Origin of the sequence: Secundilactobacillus folii (assembly GCF_009720675.1) — a bacterium.
Lineage (GTDB): Bacteria > Bacillota > Bacilli > Lactobacillales > Lactobacillaceae > Secundilactobacillus > Secundilactobacillus folii.
The window spans coordinates 181,917-197,771 of record NZ_WNJO01000005.1 but is presented as its reverse complement, the minus strand read 5'-3'; the positions used below and the strand labels follow the sequence as shown (position 1 = coordinate 197,771).

The window sequence follows — 15,855 nt, the reverse complement described above, 5'->3', positions numbered from 1 at the left end:
ATAATTCTAGAAATTCCAAAATGATATACTCAGTGTAAAATAAGGGGACGAAAGGAAGGTTACGGCATGCCCACAGCAGCAGTTATCTACGCTTCGCTGACTGGGAATAATGAAGAAATTGCGGAATATTTAGTGACTCAATTACGTCAGTTAAACGTTGATGCACAGCAAATTGAGATGTCGACTTGTAAAGTGACTACCCTCCAACAAGTAAACCTGGCCGTCATCGTTCCCTATACGTATGGTGAGGGTGACCTGCCGGAAGAGGGACTCGATTTGTTTGACGAGTTGGGACAACTGCAACTACCCCACTTAATTTTCGGTGTGGCGGGTTCTGGTGATGAATGGTACGGCGAAAACTATTGCCGCGCCGTCACTCAGTTCGACCAACGGCTACAAACGACCGGTGCCACTCAAGGTGCCATTCCGCTGTTCATTGATCTAAGAATGACCGAAGACGACCAGAAAAGACTGCGGACTTTTGCTCGTAAATTAGTGGCCACTTATGAAGGGAGCTGAGTGTTATTTCCAACGCAAAACAGCAACACCGCATCATCTGGCTAGCCCTCATTTCATTAGTCCTGCTAGCCCTTATCTCGCTGTGCTTTGGGAACTATCAGATTCCTTTGACCCACTTATACGACGCCATTTTGGGTTCGTTGACCGGTCAGACATTAGTTAGCCCAATTGAAAGTAACATTATCTTTAGTCTCCGTTTACCGCGCATGCTGGCTGCAATTTGCATCGGTGCAGCCCTCGCAATCTCGGGGACAGCCTATCAAAGTATTTTTCAAAACCCATTGGTCTCACCTGATTTACTGGGGGTTTCTAACGGCGCCGCAGTTGGTGCTGCCCTCGCTATTCTCTTTGGCTGGCACGCTTTGGGCACCCAAATTATGGCCTTTCTTCTTGGCCTGGCCGCCGTATTGCTAAGTGTCATGATTCCACGTTTAATGGGCCGCTCCACCAATCTAACACTGGTTTTGGCCGGAGTCGTGGTGTCTGGTTTGATGCAGGCCATTTTGGGGCTCTTGAAATACCTGGCTGATCCGGACTCCCAACTGCAAAATATCGTTTACTGGCAATTAGGCAGCCTCTCAAAGGTCACTGTGGGTAACTTAGTGTCAGTCTTGCCGATGATGCTTTTAGGCATGATTGTCCTTTGGATCATGCGCTGGCGTCTCACCGTCCTTGGATTAGGGGACGCCGCTGCACAAAGTATGGGCGTGAACGTCAAGGTGGAGCGCCGCATCGTTGTGGTTTGCGCCACCATTCTAACCGCCGCTTCAGTGTGCTTAAGTGGCACCATCGGCTGGATCGGTCTAGTGGTGCCCCACATGGCAAGAATGCTGATTGGTCCAAATACCAGGTATTCGCTGCCCTTATCAGCGCTGGTGGGCGCCATTTTCTTACTGATCGTTGATACGCTAGCCCGTACCCTTTCAGCTGGTGAGATTCCGTTAAGTATCTTAACTGGTTTCATTGGCACTCCGATCTTCATTTACATCCTGGCAACCAGAAAGGTGACCTTACGATGAGCTTGTTAACCGTTCAAAATTTAGGGTTTCATTATTCGGGCCAACCAACCCTGTTCAGTGATTTAAACTGTACACTTCAGCCCGGGCAGATACTCACTATTCTGGGACCAAACGGGGTTGGTAAATCAACCTTTTTAAAATGCTTAATGGGAATTCTCAAACCAACTTCTGGCAGCATTTCTTTAGCTGATCAGCCCCTTAGTCAACAATCAGTTCGTCAGCGCGCACAGCAAGTCGCCTACGTACCGCAGCACGTTCCGGATCCGGGCAGTTTAACGGTTAGTGATTACGTGGTTACTGGTCGGACGCCATACCTGCCATTTTCACAAACCCCGGGTGCACAAGATTATGAAAAAGTACAGGTAGCGCTGAAAGAATTCGGATTGGGCGATTACGCACAGCGACGGGTTAATACGCTAAGCGGCGGCCAGTTTCAATTGATCACGATTGCAAAAGCCTTAGTCCAAGAACCGCGGTTGGTCATTCTAGATGAGCCCACCGCTGCGCTAGATTTTGGTCGTCAGCGACAAGTTCTAAAGCTGATTCAGTCCATGGCAGGCCACCACTTTGCGGTGATTCACACCACTCACAATCCCAACCACGCCTTCATGCTGGGAAATACGGTAGGACTGTTTGCTCCAGATGGCAGCTTTGAAACTGGCCAGCCTGATGAGCTTTTAACTGAGGAGCGCCTGCGGGCAACCTATCAAACACCGTTGAAACTGATTTATGAACCTGCTTTGAAGCGGACGGTTTGTGAGTTGCTGTAATTTTGGTTTGGGTGTCTCGTAATTAAATTAAAAATAATACACCAATGAGTTGGGTCATTTTGACGTTGCTCATTGGTGTATTTTTAGTTTATAAATTTTGATTGGGTAATCTTGGTAAAGTTGGCAAGTTTTGGATTAAGTGTTAGTTGAGCTATTGAATAGAGCTTATTCAGTATTTTCAGCTCCCTAGCCGAAACGTGTTCCGCAAGGCAAGGGGCTATGTTGAAGCTAACTCTGACATAAATCCAAACCCGGGATTTCTGTCAGAGTTAGCTTCTACGCCGCCCCTTACCGCTTTGCTTCACACTCTAACCTATTGACCCCTCCATCTCAAAACTAATCAACCGGTTCAATTCCACCGCATACTCCATCGGCAACTGCTTTGTAAACGGTTCTACAAAGCCCATAATAATCATTTCCGTTGCCTTTGACTCCGAAATTCCTCGACTCATCAGATAATACAACTGCTCTTCCGAAATCTTTGACACCTTTGCTTCATGCTCCATCGCCACATTGCCATTATAAATTTCATTATACGGCACCGTATTCGACGACGACTGGTCATCCATAATAATCGTGTCACACTCCACATGCGCCTTTGAACCATCCGACTTTTTCGTAAAGCGAACCGTTCCACGATAATCCGTTGAACCACCCGTCTTCGCAATCGACTTAGAAACGATCGAACTAGACGTATTCGGCGCATTATGAATCATCCGCGCCCCAGAATCTTGGTGAATTCCATTTGATGCCACCGCGATCGACAGCATCGTGCCCCGGGCATGCTCGCCATTCAAGTAAACACTCGGATACTTCATCGTGACTTTCGAGCCTAAGTTACCATCAACCCATTCCATTGTGGCGTTCTCTTCCGCTGCAGCCCGCTTCGTTTCCAGACTGTACACGTTGTCCGACCAGTTTTGAATCGTCGTGTACCGGCAATAGGCATCCTTGGCCACGTTCACTTCAACCACCGCTGCATGCAAACTATCCGATGAATAGTTGGGTGCAGTACAGCCTTCCACGTAGTCAACCCGAGCACCCTCATCAACAATGATCAAGGTTCGTTCAAATTGACCGGTATTTTCGGCATTTAACCGGAAGTAAGATTGAATTGGCGTTTTAGTTTGAACACCCTTGGGCACGTAAATAAATGAGCCACCGGACCAAACAGCCCCGTTCAAAGCCGCAAACTTATTATCCGTTGGTTTAACCAACTTGCCAAACCACTTCTTAAATAGTTCTGGGTACTCCTTCAGTGCAGTATCAGTATCAGTAAAGATAATACCCAACTTTTCAAAGTCGTTACGCATATTGTGGTAAACCACTTCTGATTCGTACTGTGCCGAAGAGCCAGCCAAGTAGTTGCGTTCCGCTTCTGGTACCCCTAAGCGGTCAAACGTCCGCTTCAAATCTTCTGGAACGTCCTTCCAGTCACGATACTTCTTGTCCGTCATTTTTTGGTAGTAAAGCATATCCTTTAAATCAAGGCTGCTCAAGTCTGGTCCATAATCTGGCATGGGTAACTTTTTATATGCCTCATAGGACTTTAAACGGTAATCAAGCATCCATTTTGGTTCGCCCTTTTCCGCTGAAATCTTTCGAACGGTTTCCTCCGTTAGGCCACGGCCAGTAGAATAAACCGGCTTAACGTCATCGTGAAAGCCGTATTCATAATCTTGATCCTTAGCAACAATATCAGGGACGCCCTGTGCGCCTGTTCCTTCTGCCATCTAAATCGCTCCCTTCTCTTCGTCTTCGGTGCTATCGTCCTTTAACAACGCTCGCTGTAACGCCCACCAAGCTAAAGTAGCGCACTTAATGCGGGCCGGAAAGGTCATGATATTACTTAAAATAGCGGCGTCTTGCAATTCATCAAGGTCTGCTTGAGGATGCTGTTTACCCATGACCATATCCGAGAAGGTCTTCGCCATGTGCAACGCTTGATCCTTCGACTTTCCCATCACCGCATCGGTCATCATACTGGCACTGGACTGACTGATCGTGCAACCCTCGCCGGTAAAGCCGATGTCGCTGATCTTATCATCATCTGATAATTGAATATCCAAATTGATCACGTCACCGCAAGTCGGATTCTTCAGCGTGATCTTGTGGGTCGCATCTGGCAGAGCATGCTTGTGATGCGGGTGATCTGAATGATCCAAAATAACTTCGCGATACAAACTATTTAGTTTCTCTAGACCCATGATTGAAAAACTCCTTTGTTGCCTGCAACGCTTCTAGCAAACGGTCAGCGTCTGCCAGGGTGTTGTAGAGGTAAAAACTCGCTCGAGCAGTTGCTGTTAGCCCAAGGTATTCCATTAACGGCTGCGCACAGTGGTGACCGGCACGAACCGCGACACCCTCCATATCAAGTGCAGTTGCCACGTCATGCGGATGCAAGTTCTCTAAGTTAAAGGCGATCACGCCAGTGTGCTTTGCCGGCTCCTGCGGTCCATAAACGGTAATGCCATCGAGAGCCTCAAGCTTAGGTAACAAGTAGTTCACGATTTCTTTTTCGTGGGCTTGTACGCGATCCATGCCGATGTTGTTCAAATAATCAACGGCAGCACCTAAACCGACCGCTCCAGCAATGTTTTGTGTCCCAGCTTCAAACTTGTATGGCAATTCCGCCCAGGTACTTTCAAATTGGTGAACGAAACCAATCATTTCACCGCCGTACTGGTACGGTGGCATGGCTTCAAGTAGCTCGCGTTTCCCGTACAGAATCCCAATTCCAGTTGGTCCCATCATCTTATGCCCAGAAAAGGCGTAGAAGTCAACGTCCAGATCCTGAACATCCACTTTCATGTGGGGAACAGATTGGGCACCATCGCCGACAAATACAGCACCATGCTGATGTGCCAAAGCAGCTAATTGCTTCACTGGATTGACCGTCCCCATGACGTTGCTGGCATGAGCAACGGCGACGATCTTTGTTTTATCAGTAATCAGTCGGGCGGCTTCTTCCATATCCAACTCACCATCGTCGGTCAAATGAATGTATTTTAAAGTCGCATGCTTTTTTAATGCTAATTGCTGCCAAGGAATTAAATTACTGTGGTGTTCCATGATGGAGATAACGATCTCGTCGCCAGCTTTGATATTGGCTTCACCATACGTGCTAGCAACCAAGTTCAACCCATCGGTGCATCCCTTTGTGAAGATCACTTCTTCCGGTTCTGGTGCGTTGATGAACGCCTGAACCTTTCGACGGGCTGCTTCGTAATCGGCAGTGGCACGTTCTGCTAAGGTGTGCACGCCGCGGTGAACGTTGGCGTTATCCGTTTGGTAAAAATGGGTCAGCGCGTTGACAACCTGGTTTGGACGCTGTGCAGTCGCCGCGTTATCCAAGTAGACTAAGTGTTCGTCATTAACTTCCTGGTCAAGAATTGGAAAATCCTGATCGATTTTATTTAAAGTGCTGTCCATCCTCAAGCTTCCTTTCAATGACATCAATCATTTCCTGTCGAACTTCCGGCAGCGGAATGTCTTCAAGAACTGGGCCTAAGAAGCCCCGAATCACAAGGCGTTGAGCCAATTCCTTATCAATTCCTCGACTCATCAAATAATAGAGTTGGTTTTGATCAACCTGACCAACACTGGCAGCATGGCCAGCAATGACATCGTTTTCATCGATCAGTAAAATCGGGTTGGCATCACCATGTGCTTGGTCGGACATCATCAAAACCCGGTTTTCCTGTTCAGCATTGGCACCTGAAGCCCCGTGGATAATGTCGCCGATCCCGTTAAAGACCAGTTCCGACTTTTCAAGCAGGACACCCCGTTGTGAAATATTAGCCACGGTATGCTTGCCAATGTTAACGACCCGGTTATTGATCCCGTTCGACTGGTTCCCAGTGGTGACCGCAATCACTTTAGATTCTGAGTGAGCGCCTTCGCCCTTCAACTGGCTGGTGAAATCACCCAACGTGTTTTGATCATTAACGACCCCAATTGCCCAGTCAAACCGAGAGTTGCGGCTTAATAATGCCCGCCGATGTAGGAACGAATAGGTGTGAGCACCAAGTTCATCAACACTGGAAAAATGGACGGTGCTATTCGCTCGGCTCAAAACTTCAACCATGCAACTGGCCGAATTAGTTTCATCACCCTTGGTATTCAAATGCTGAATAAAGGAGAACTTGCTGTCTTCTTCTGCGATCACCAAAACGTGTGACACCATCGGCTGCTTGACCGTGCTATCCTGAATCAAATAAGCTTCGATCGGCTGTTTGATCTCCACGCCCTTCGGCACGTATAAAAAGACGCCAGAGTTTAAGAAGGCTTCATGGTAAGCAGTCAGCTTATTCTCATTGGCCTTGGTGACCTTATCCATAAAGTACTTTTCGGTTAACCGCGGATGTTCACGAAAAGCACTAAAAATGTCGGTCAAAATAACCCCTTGATCATCCAACTCATCTGGCAAATCGACCTCAACAGTTGTTTGCCCAACCTGTACGAACCTGATGCGATCCTTGGCAACTGGAATATCACTGGCTAAGGTCTTATCAGAGCGGTGCCAATTGAGTGTTAAATTATCCATCAATGGCCAGCGGTGGTAATCATACCGTTGGACTTCTGGTAAAGCCAGATCCTGCATCGCATCGATGGCCGCCAGACGCCGGGCAACAAACCAGTGGGGTTCGCCATGTTCGTTCGCAGCTTTTTCAACGGCAGTTTTCATTGCCTCGTAATCTTGAACTGCACTTTTCACGACTATCCCTCCTTACCGGTTATCGTCAACTAAACTAACGTCCAGACCAAGTTCATCACGCAGGCCTGCGTAGCCTTCACTTTCAAGTTTCTTAGCCAAATCAGCATTGCCAGATTTCACAATTTGGCCGTCCATCATAACGTGAACGACATCTGGCACAATGTAATTCAACAGGCGTTGATAGTGGGTAATGATCAAGGCACCAAAATTATCGCCACGCATGGAGTTAACGCCCTTAGACACAACTTGAAGCGCATCAATATCCAGGCCAGAATCGATCTCATCGAGTAAAGCGAATGAAGGTTTGATCATTAATAATTGCAAAATTTCGTTCCGTTTCTTTTCACCACCAGAAAAGCCTTCGTTCAAATAACGTTCAGTCATTTCCTGGCTCATATCCAACAGGGCTAAATTCTTATCGAGTTCTTTCAAGAAAGCCATGACTGAGATTTGGTCATCCTCAGCACGACGGGCATTGATTGCAGCGCGTAAGAACTCCGCGTTGGTCACACCCTGAATCTCTGCCGGGTATTGCATGGCTAGAAATAAGCCCTTTCGAGCGCGTTCATCGACTGGCATATCAACAATGCTTTCACCATTTAATAGAATATCGCCCTTCGTGATGTGATAAGCGCTATTTCCCATGATCGTTTGTGAAAGAGTTGACTTACCAGTCCCGTTAGGACCCATAATGGCGTGAATTTCACCCGTTTTCATGGTTAAATTTACGCCCTTTAAGATTTCGCGGGTCTGATTTTCCTGTTCTTCTTCAACTTCTACGTGCAAATCTTTTACTTCAAGTGTCGCCATTAAAATCATCCTCCACTTTGCCAACAACGTAGGATACGACCTGACCAATCTATGTTCATACCCCAGCTGAAAATTTATCTTTACTCATTCGATTATAACGGCTTTCTCAAACTATTCAAACTAGGCATTTCCCTTATACCTAAAAAAATCATATTATGAGATAGTATAAGGTGTAAGATATTCACATAAACCATTTATTTTTTAACTGATTTTAGAATATTATTTCACATACCTGGATTTTAGAAAGGTTGATGATCATGCGGAAGTTCGTTATTCAACAGTTTACTGGTCTGGATGATTCAACGGTTCAACGATTACATAGTCTTGGACTGCAAACCGGCAGTCCGTTTTGGGCGGTGCGCTTCTATCCGTTCCACGGACCGGTGATCATCCAGGCAGATGACCAACGAATTGGTATCCGCTACACCGTGTTTCACACCCTGATTGGAGGCTAACTATGACTACCGTCGCGTTACTTGGAAATCCGAATACGGGCAAAACTACGCTCTTTAACGAGCTAACGGACAAGTACGAGTACGTTGGCAACTGGACTGGTGTGACCGTTGAGAAAAAAGTCGGCCAAATTCGCCACAGCGATACCGTCGTAGTCGATTTACCCGGTATTTATTCGCTCAATCCCATTACCAAAGATGAATCGGTGGTTACTAATTACCTGCTGAAAGATAAGCCGGATCTGATACTAAACGTTACTAATGCCAGCCAGTTAAAGCGAAATTTGCTGCTTTCAATTGAAGTACTGGAACTGGGTCTGCCCGTGATCATCACCTTGAACATGATCGATGACCTTAAACGCAGTGGTCATTACTATAATCTGGAAACGCTTTCAAAATCGCTGGGCTGTCCCGTCAAAACAACCAACGCCCGGAGTAAAGAGGGCCTGGAACAGTTGAAAACTGAACTGATCCAAGATAATGTGCAGGTTAATGCGAATGGCCCACTAAAATTAAATTACCCCCTGATGGTCAGTCAGGCGATTCGTCAAGCGGATCAAGCGCTTGTTAAAGACTACAATATTGAACCCCACTTCGCCCATTGGCTGGCCATTCAGTTTATTAATCAAAATAAAGTGGTTCGTAAATACGCTAAGACCCATCAATTAAAGCCCCTGTTATCTCAGCAGGCTTACTACGATGCCCAAAAGTTTGCTGATCAGATTTTTGAAACCCGGCTATCATTTATTGAAACCACACTGGCGGCCGCGACTGAACAACTGCAGTCCACTCAACACGTGGAACTCACGTCCAAAATTGATAAAATTGTGACCCATCCGGTTTTTGGACTACCAATTTTCGTGGGTGTCTTCTACTTAATGTTTAAGCTGTCCTTTGACTGGGTCGGAACGCCGATCTCCACCGAACTAGATAAGTTGCTTTCTGGGCCGATATCCACCTGGGCAACCCAATTTCTGACCCAGGTCGGCGCGTTGCCAATGCTGAGATCACTGATTGTCAACGGCTTAATCGCTGGTGTCGGCGGAGTGCTGGTTTTCATTCCTCAAATTTTCGTGCTGTTCGCCTGTATTTCAATTCTGGAAGACTCCGGCTACATGGCTCGGGCAGCATTAGTGACCGACCGGATCATGGAAATGATTGGCTTGAACGGTAAGGCCTTCATTCCGCTGATCATTGGCTTTGGCTGCAACGTCACTGGCATCATGGCCGCACGGACCATTGAGCAACCTAAGGAGCGGCTGATCACCACGTTGATCTCGCCCTTCATGAGCTGTTCAGCCCGGCTACCAATTTACAGCCTCTTTGTAGCGGCACTGTTTCCTCGAAATCAAGCCGTGATCGTGCTGTCGATCTACTTTTTGGGCATTGCGGTCGCGTTATTAATGGCTAAGTTCTATCACGTTTTGTTTAAGGTGAAAGAACACTCCGTTTTCATCGTGGAATTGCCGGAATACCACATTCCGCGCCTTGATATCATCTGGCACGGCACCTGGGATAAGGGCAAAGGCTTTATTAAAAAGGCTGGTACCATAATCTTTGCTGGGACCGTCCTGATCTGGCTGCTCTCAAACTTTGGCGTTCACGGTTACGTGACTGGCATTAATCAAAGCTTTGCTGCCAACCTTGGCAAGATTTTATTACCGATCTTTCGGCCAATGGGTGTGACGACTTGGCAGCCAATCAGTGCACTTTTGACTGGCGTTTTGGCGAAGGAAGTTATCAGTTCCAGCATGATGGTGCTCTTCCACACCAGTAATCAAGCAGCGTTAATCGGCGTCCTTAGTGGCAGCTTCACCACCCTCTCCGCCTATGCGCTATTGGTCTTCATTCTTTTGTACATTCCCTGTTTTGCAACCATCGGTACCATTAAATCTGAGACCGGGTCAGCAAAATGGGCGGCATATTCTGTGGTTTCTGGTTTAGTCATTAGTTATGGACTGGCATTCTTAATTTTCCAAATTGGCTCGTTATTAGCCTGAAAAGAGGGATCATATGGGACTCATTGTTAACATCATTATTATTGCTGCTATCTTTGGCTTTGCCGGCTACCAGATCTACCGCGCAATCAAGCGGTCACGACAGGGCAAATGTGCGGCCTGCGATTACGACTGTGAGGTCAAACGAATGGCGGATAAGGCGAAGAAAAAAGCGTTCTAATAAAATTCATTTTTAAAGATGGCTCTTCGTCAAATATCCAAAAAAAGAAGTATCAAAATTACGACGATAATTTTGATACTAGCGGACAAGATGGCCGACATAACCACACTTTAGTCAACGACTTGGTTTTGTTTTGATTTGCACGTAGTAGACCAGTGCTTCAGTCTCATGAAGCTGTTTACTTTCGGCATCTTGAGTAAAATTGATGTTTCGTTCTGCCATTTCTAAAACTAATCGGATAGACTTTTTAGTAGGAAACACCACATATTCACTGCACTTTCTTTTCGCTGGTCGAAACGGTGAGCGCAAGGAACAATGTGGTGTCTTTTTTTGTGTCCAAGTTAAGCTCGAACAAAAAAGTATAGGAAAAGGATTTAGCAGGCAAGATGTCTATCAACTCCAAATATCGTAGCGCCCTTTTGGGGAGTCGTAGCCACTGCCTTTTTTGTTCTCAAAATTTTTTGAAAGGCGAAAATCCCAAAGATTACTGCCTTCGGCTTGGAGTCAGATTAAAAACAAATTAGATTTTATGTTGACACATTAGAGATCGATGATAAAATTATCATTGTCTACGACTTAAGAAGTCGATAATCAAAAGGAAGGTGACTCAGAATGAGTGATACGTTGAACTTTAATCTCAGCGGCGACGACATGCAAAAACGCAGTGATGAAATCACCGTCGGCGTCGACCGGGCGCCTGGCCGCAGCTTATTATATGCGACCGGGAAGGTGAAAAACCCAGAGGACATGAAGAAACCCTTCATCGCCATCTGCAACTCTTACATAGAGATTGTTCCCGGCCATGTGCATCTGCGTGAGTTGGCGGACATCGCCAAAGAAGAAATCCGAAAGGCTGGTGGCATTCCGTTCGAATTCAACACAATCGGGGTTGACGACGGGATCGCTATGGGGCACATTGGAATGCGCTATTCCCTGCCGAGTCGTGAGCTGATCGCCGATTCCGCCGAAACCGTGATCAACGCTCACTGGTTTGATGGCGTGCTGTACATGCCGAACTGCGACAAGATCACGCCAGGCATGATTATGGCTAGCCTGCGGACGAACGTGCCATGCACGTTCGTCTCCGGCGGCCCGATGAAAGCTGGCATCGACCCGAACGGCAAGGCCGCGACCCTGTCAACAGTTTTCGAAGCCGTCGGAGCCTTCAAGGATGGCAAGATGTCCAAGGAAGATTTCCTCGAACTCGAGCGCCACGCCTGCCCTTCTTGCGGCTCTTGCGCTGGGATGTACACCGCTAACTCGATGAACTCATTGATGGAAGCGCTAGGTTTGGCACTGCCATTTAATGGCACTGCCTTAGCGACCTCAGAAGAGCGCCGCGAGCTGGTCCGGAAGGCCGCTCGGCAGGTAATGTATAACGTCGAACACGACATCAAGCCACGCGACATCGTCACCAAAGACGCCCTCGACGACGCCTTCGCCCTTGATATGGCGATGGGTGGCTCGACCAACACTGTTTTGCACGGCTTGGCGATTGCTCATGAAGCGGGCATCGCTTATTCTGAAAAAGACATCAACGAGATTGCCAAGAAAACGCCTCACATCGCCAAGATTGCGCCAAGTTCTTCCTACACTATGGAAGAAGTCCACGCGGCTGGCGGGATTCCAGCCATTTTGAACGAATTGATCCAACACGGCGGAATCTTGCATCCGGATCGCTTGACCAACACCGGCAAGACCCTGCGCGAAAACGTCGCTGGCGCGCACACTTTGAATCCAGAGGTCATCCGCACCATCGACAACGCTTATTCGCCAGAAGGTGGCCTGTCTGTTCTCTATGGCAACATCGCCAAGGACGGCTCGGTTATCAAGGTCGCTGGGGTCGATGACGACATCCATGAGTTTACTGGCAAGGCTGTTTGCTTCGACTCCCACGACGAAGCGGTCGAAGGCATCGATAACGGCACGGTCAAGGCCGGCGACGTAGTCGTCATCCGCTACGAAGGACCAAAAGGCGGCCCAGGGATGCCAGAAATGTTGAACCCGACCTCCGATATCATCGGCCGTGGTTTGGGTCGCACCGTTGCCTTGATCACCGACGGACGTTTCTCCGGCGCCACCCACGGAATCTGTGTTGGCCATGTGTCGCCTGAGGCGGCTTCTGGTGGCGAGATTGCGATGATTCATAACGGTGACAAGATTACCATCGACTTGACCAACCGCACGCTAAACGTCAACGTCTCAGATGAAGAATTCGCCCGCCGACGCAAGGAACTCAAGCCGTTTAAGCCGAAGGTCCGCTTTGGCTACCTGGCCCGTTATCAATATCTGGTCACCTCGGCCAACACCGGCGGCGTGATGAAAGGGGCCGATGAACTGTTCGGTAAAGAAGATAGCAAAGACTGAAATGGAGGCATATCATGGCGAAAAAAATTGCGACCGTAACCGACCTTAAAGATCGGCTGCTAGCAGATCTGACCGGAGTAATTGATCCGGAACTCGGCGTCGACTTGGTGAACCTCGGCTTAATCTATGACTTGAGCATGCAAGACGGCGTTGTGACCGTAACGATGACACTGACGATGATCGGATGCCCAATCACACAGGTGTTACGGAACATGATTGAATCGGCCTTGGAGAAAGAACCCGAAGTCTCCGCCGTGAAGATTGATATAGTGTGGACACCGACATGGACCCCGGCTAAGATGAGTCGTTATGCAAGAATGGCGTTGCGGTATCATTACTAAAACTGGATTGAAGTGGCACACATTTAGGAGGCGGTCTAAAACTGGGCTTCACAGTTAATATGAAGTCTCGCGAAAGCGTCATGACTTAGCAAGTCCTTCGCTGCACCACGTAGCTCGACGATGATACATAGTTTAAAAACTGGAGCAAATCAGGGTTCTTTTCCCCTGCAGTGCTCAACAAAAATAGAAATCTGAGGCGATTTTATGGATAAAGTGGAAACATTTGGTAAATGGGTCAGTCATTGGTTTACCTTAATTGTGATTGTTTGGGCGGCAGTTAACTATTTTGTGCCGAAAATCAGTACTGCGATTATTCCTAACACAAGTTACCTGCTCGGCATTATTTTGTTCGGTATGGGGCTGACTCTGCGTGGGGCAGACTTCGCGCGGATCTTTAAGCGGCCTTTGCCTGTCATTTTGGGGACGGTTGCCCATTATGTCATCATGCCATTGATTGCTGTGTTACTTTGCAAGATCTTCAACCTGCAAGGTGCGACCGCTGCCGGAGTCATCTTAGTCGGCTCTTGCCCAAGCGGCACCAGCTCTTCTGTTATGGCCTATCTGGCTGGTGGGGATGTGGCGCTTGACGTCTCCATCGAGACCCTGTCGACTTTGATTGCGCCGCTGGCTCTGCCAGGCCTGCTAGTTTTATACGCTGGCAAGTACGTGCCAATTCCGACGCAGTCTCTGTTTTTGAGCACGGTTAAAATAGTCCTAGTACCGATTATCTTAGGAGTCGTTATCCACACCTTGTTCCGCAAGCAGGTCGATGTGGTCACCCGCGCATTGCCGCTGGTTTCTCAGGTCGCTATCTTGCTGATCATCGGGGCCGTGGTTTCTGCTAACCACGCTAATTTGTTCACCGCCGCAACCGCGATTGTCATCCCAGTTGTCATCTTACACAACCTGTCTGGGTATGCCCTGGGCTTAGGCTTCTCGTTCTTGATACGGTTGAAGGATCCCCAACGCAAAGCAATCACCTTCGAAGTCGGCATGCAAGATTCCAGCCTGGGTGCGACCTTAGCGATGGCCTACTTTGCGCCGGCCGCCGCAATTCCGTCGACCCTGTTCAGTATCTGGCATAATATCTCTGGTTCTGTGCTGTCATCCTGGTGGCGTGGACATACCGAAAAGCTCAAGAAAGCCGCAGCCGAAACGGTTGTCGCTCGTTAATTCAATAGCAAGTAGAAACAAAGATGGCTCTTTCTCAAATATCCTAAAGTAGAAGTATCAAAATTACGGATCCTTTGGCAAACATTGTTGGTGAGTTCCTTCTTAAACAGCTAGCTGGTGCACAGTTAGCTGTTTTTTTGTTGAGATGTAATCTTAACCGCGAAGTGTAAAAGCTTCTGAAACCATAGACAACTTTGACCAGCGTTTTGATTTTATTGTTTGAACCTCCAAAGATTCATTAGAATAGTGGATACTTTAGGGCATTGTCGATTGGTTTTTGATTATTTCTTAGGGCCTTTAAATGGCGTTCCATCTCTACCGAGTAGTCAAAAGCACCATTAATTGTACTGTCAAATAATTCTAGATCTTTGGTGGCGATAGCGGTCATGATACTTTGTAAAACTCGGTAGGCTGAATCGAGTTCTGGACTGAAACTAAGCAGTTCATCGACCAGCATGTTTTCAGTACGATTTCCTGGCAAATAGGCATAGTGTTGCCAGAGCTTATAATTTAGGTGGCCATTAGGCTTTAGTAGAAGCTGCCAGTAGCGTTTAAGTGCTTTATATTTGGGGTTAGAGGGCGCATAATTTTTCATGATGCGAATTCTGGTTTGATTGAAGCCAACTACCGCACTATTGACCACATGGAATCGATCCATCACCACAATAGCGTTAGGGAAAACCCACTGTGCTAATTTAGGATACGTGTAATTCATGTCGGTCACGATGACTCGGACGGCCTCGCGGGCAGCTTTGGTGTAGCGACAAAAGTATCGTTCTAAACTGTGAAGGGTTCTTGAATCTAAGATATCAATCAATTCATGAGTCATGGCGTCCATAAAAACGAAACTCATTTTGCCGTGACTACTTTTAGTGGTCTTGATTTCATCCATGCAGATAGCGGCTGGCAAATAATTCAAATGCGGTTTGATATCTTCAGCATAACTACGTAAACAACGCATCACAGAGGTTGATGAGATTCCCAGCTCACTGGCAATATGTTTCATCGATACGGTCTCGGTCAGCTTATCTAAACACAATAAGCGGGACTTCATCGAAATCGTATGGTTTTTCTGCACAAACGGCGTTTGCGCAAGAAAGGTATGACCACATTTCTTGCAGTAAAAGTTATGCCGGCTCAAGGTAAGGTCGACCTTTCGCTCCATGCATGGTGGAATAACGACCTTTGTTTCACGCCAACCATACTTAATAACACTCTTTTTATTTTTACGGCCACAATGTTCACATTTTTTCGGCTGATAATCTAAGTCACCAGTGATTTCGAGTGGACCTTTAATCACGACCGGATTCATTATTTTCAATTTCTTTATATGTGGGTCTTCAATTCCTAACAAAGTTCGTATAATATTAGACATAGGGCGTAGCACCAACTTTCCTGAAATGTGGTTGTGGAGGGCAAAAGAAGGCTACGCTCCTTTTGCGTCCAATTAATACATAATAAAAATATCTGCCGTCAGTAAGCAAGGAAAACTTACCAACAACAGATATT

At 47.2% G+C, this 15,855-nt stretch carries 15 protein-coding genes; 9 read left to right on the top strand and 6 right to left on the bottom strand.

From position 1 onward, the window contains the following. Positions 1 to 66: 66 nt before the first annotated feature. Genes GM612_RS05925 through GM612_RS05915 form a run of 3 tightly spaced genes read left to right on the top strand, consistent with a single transcriptional unit; the run spans position 67 to position 2,308 of the window. The gene (locus GM612_RS05925; protein WP_155431459.1) at positions 67 to 519 is read left to right on the top strand and encodes a flavodoxin domain-containing protein; all 453 of its coding nucleotides are present in this window, start codon (positions 67 to 69) and stop codon (positions 517 to 519) included. A 5-nt stretch (positions 520 to 524) separates the two neighbouring features. Next, positions 525 to 1,538, top strand: a complete 1,014-nt coding sequence (locus GM612_RS05920) for a FecCD family ABC transporter permease (RefSeq protein ID WP_343031826.1) — start codon at positions 525 to 527, stop codon at positions 1,536 to 1,538. After that, on the top strand, positions 1,535 to 2,308 hold the full coding sequence (locus GM612_RS05915; protein ID WP_155431457.1) for an ABC transporter ATP-binding protein: 774 nt from the start codon (positions 1,535 to 1,537) through the stop codon (positions 2,306 to 2,308). The genes GM612_RS05920 and GM612_RS05915 overlap by 4 nt, the downstream gene beginning before the upstream one ends. A 308-nt stretch (positions 2,309 to 2,616) precedes the next feature. Here GM612_RS05915 and sufB read toward each other — a convergent pair whose 3' ends face one another. Genes sufB through sufC form a run of 5 tightly spaced genes read right to left on the bottom strand, consistent with a single transcriptional unit; the run spans position 2,617 to position 7,835 of the window. Continuing rightward, positions 2,617 to 4,041, bottom strand: coding sequence for a Fe-S cluster assembly protein SufB (sufB, locus tag GM612_RS05910; RefSeq protein WP_155431456.1), 1,425 nt, complete (start codon positions 4,039 to 4,041; stop codon positions 2,617 to 2,619). After that, the gene (gene sufU, locus GM612_RS05905) at positions 4,042 to 4,515 is read right to left on the bottom strand and encodes a Fe-S cluster assembly sulfur transfer protein SufU (protein WP_155431455.1); all 474 of its coding nucleotides are present in this window, start codon (positions 4,513 to 4,515) and stop codon (positions 4,042 to 4,044) included. Beyond that, entirely contained in the window at positions 4,493 to 5,740 is a 1,248-nt protein-coding gene (locus tag GM612_RS05900; protein ID WP_155431454.1) for a cysteine desulfurase, read from the bottom strand. The genes sufU and GM612_RS05900 overlap by 23 nt, the downstream gene beginning before the upstream one ends. Continuing rightward, a complete protein-coding gene (gene sufD, locus GM612_RS05895; protein WP_155431471.1) occupies positions 5,721 to 6,995 on the bottom strand; it encodes a Fe-S cluster assembly protein SufD in 1,275 nt (424 codons plus the stop codon). Before sufD ends, GM612_RS05900 begins: the two co-directional genes overlap by 20 nt. A 42-nt stretch (positions 6,996 to 7,037) precedes the next feature. Next, a complete protein-coding gene (gene sufC / locus GM612_RS05890; protein ID WP_155431453.1) occupies positions 7,038 to 7,835 on the bottom strand; it encodes a Fe-S cluster assembly ATPase SufC in 798 nt (265 codons plus the stop codon). 251 nt (positions 7,836 to 8,086) lie between these two features. On the opposite strand from sufC, the gene GM612_RS05885 reads away from it, so the two are divergent. The 6 genes from GM612_RS05885 (at position 8,087) to GM612_RS05860 (ending at position 14,346) form a co-directional block, all read left to right on the top strand. Beyond that, entirely contained in the window at positions 8,087 to 8,290 is a 204-nt protein-coding gene (locus GM612_RS05885) for a FeoA family protein (protein ID WP_155431470.1), read from the top strand. A 2-nt stretch (positions 8,291 to 8,292) separates the two neighbouring features. Further along, positions 8,293 to 10,287 carry a ferrous iron transport protein B gene (gene feoB / locus GM612_RS05880; protein WP_155431452.1) on the top strand — a complete coding sequence of 665 codons (1,995 nt, stop codon included), beginning with the start codon at positions 8,293 to 8,295 and terminating at the stop codon, positions 10,285 to 10,287. A gap of 13 nt (positions 10,288 to 10,300) precedes the next feature. Beyond that, entirely contained in the window at positions 10,301 to 10,465 is a 165-nt protein-coding gene (locus tag GM612_RS05875) for a FeoB-associated Cys-rich membrane protein (protein ID WP_155431451.1), read from the top strand. Between the two features lie 612 nt (positions 10,466 to 11,077). Continuing rightward, positions 11,078 to 12,832, top strand: coding sequence for a dihydroxy-acid dehydratase (ilvD, locus tag GM612_RS05870; protein WP_155431450.1), 1,755 nt, complete (start codon positions 11,078 to 11,080; stop codon positions 12,830 to 12,832). 14 nt (positions 12,833 to 12,846) lie between these two features. Beyond that, complete coding sequence (locus GM612_RS05865; protein ID WP_155431449.1) at positions 12,847 to 13,173, top strand: metal-sulfur cluster assembly factor; 327 nt, start codon at positions 12,847 to 12,849, stop codon at positions 13,171 to 13,173. Between the two features lie 204 nt (positions 13,174 to 13,377). Then, positions 13,378 to 14,346, top strand: coding sequence for a bile acid:sodium symporter family protein (locus GM612_RS05860; RefSeq protein WP_155431448.1), 969 nt, complete (start codon positions 13,378 to 13,380; stop codon positions 14,344 to 14,346). A 238-nt stretch (positions 14,347 to 14,584) separates the two neighbouring features. On the opposite strand, the gene GM612_RS05855 is transcribed toward GM612_RS05860, so the two are convergent. Next, entirely contained in the window at positions 14,585 to 15,721 is a 1,137-nt protein-coding gene (locus GM612_RS05855; RefSeq protein WP_155431447.1) for an ISL3 family transposase, read from the bottom strand. Positions 15,722 to 15,855 lie beyond the last annotated feature (134 nt).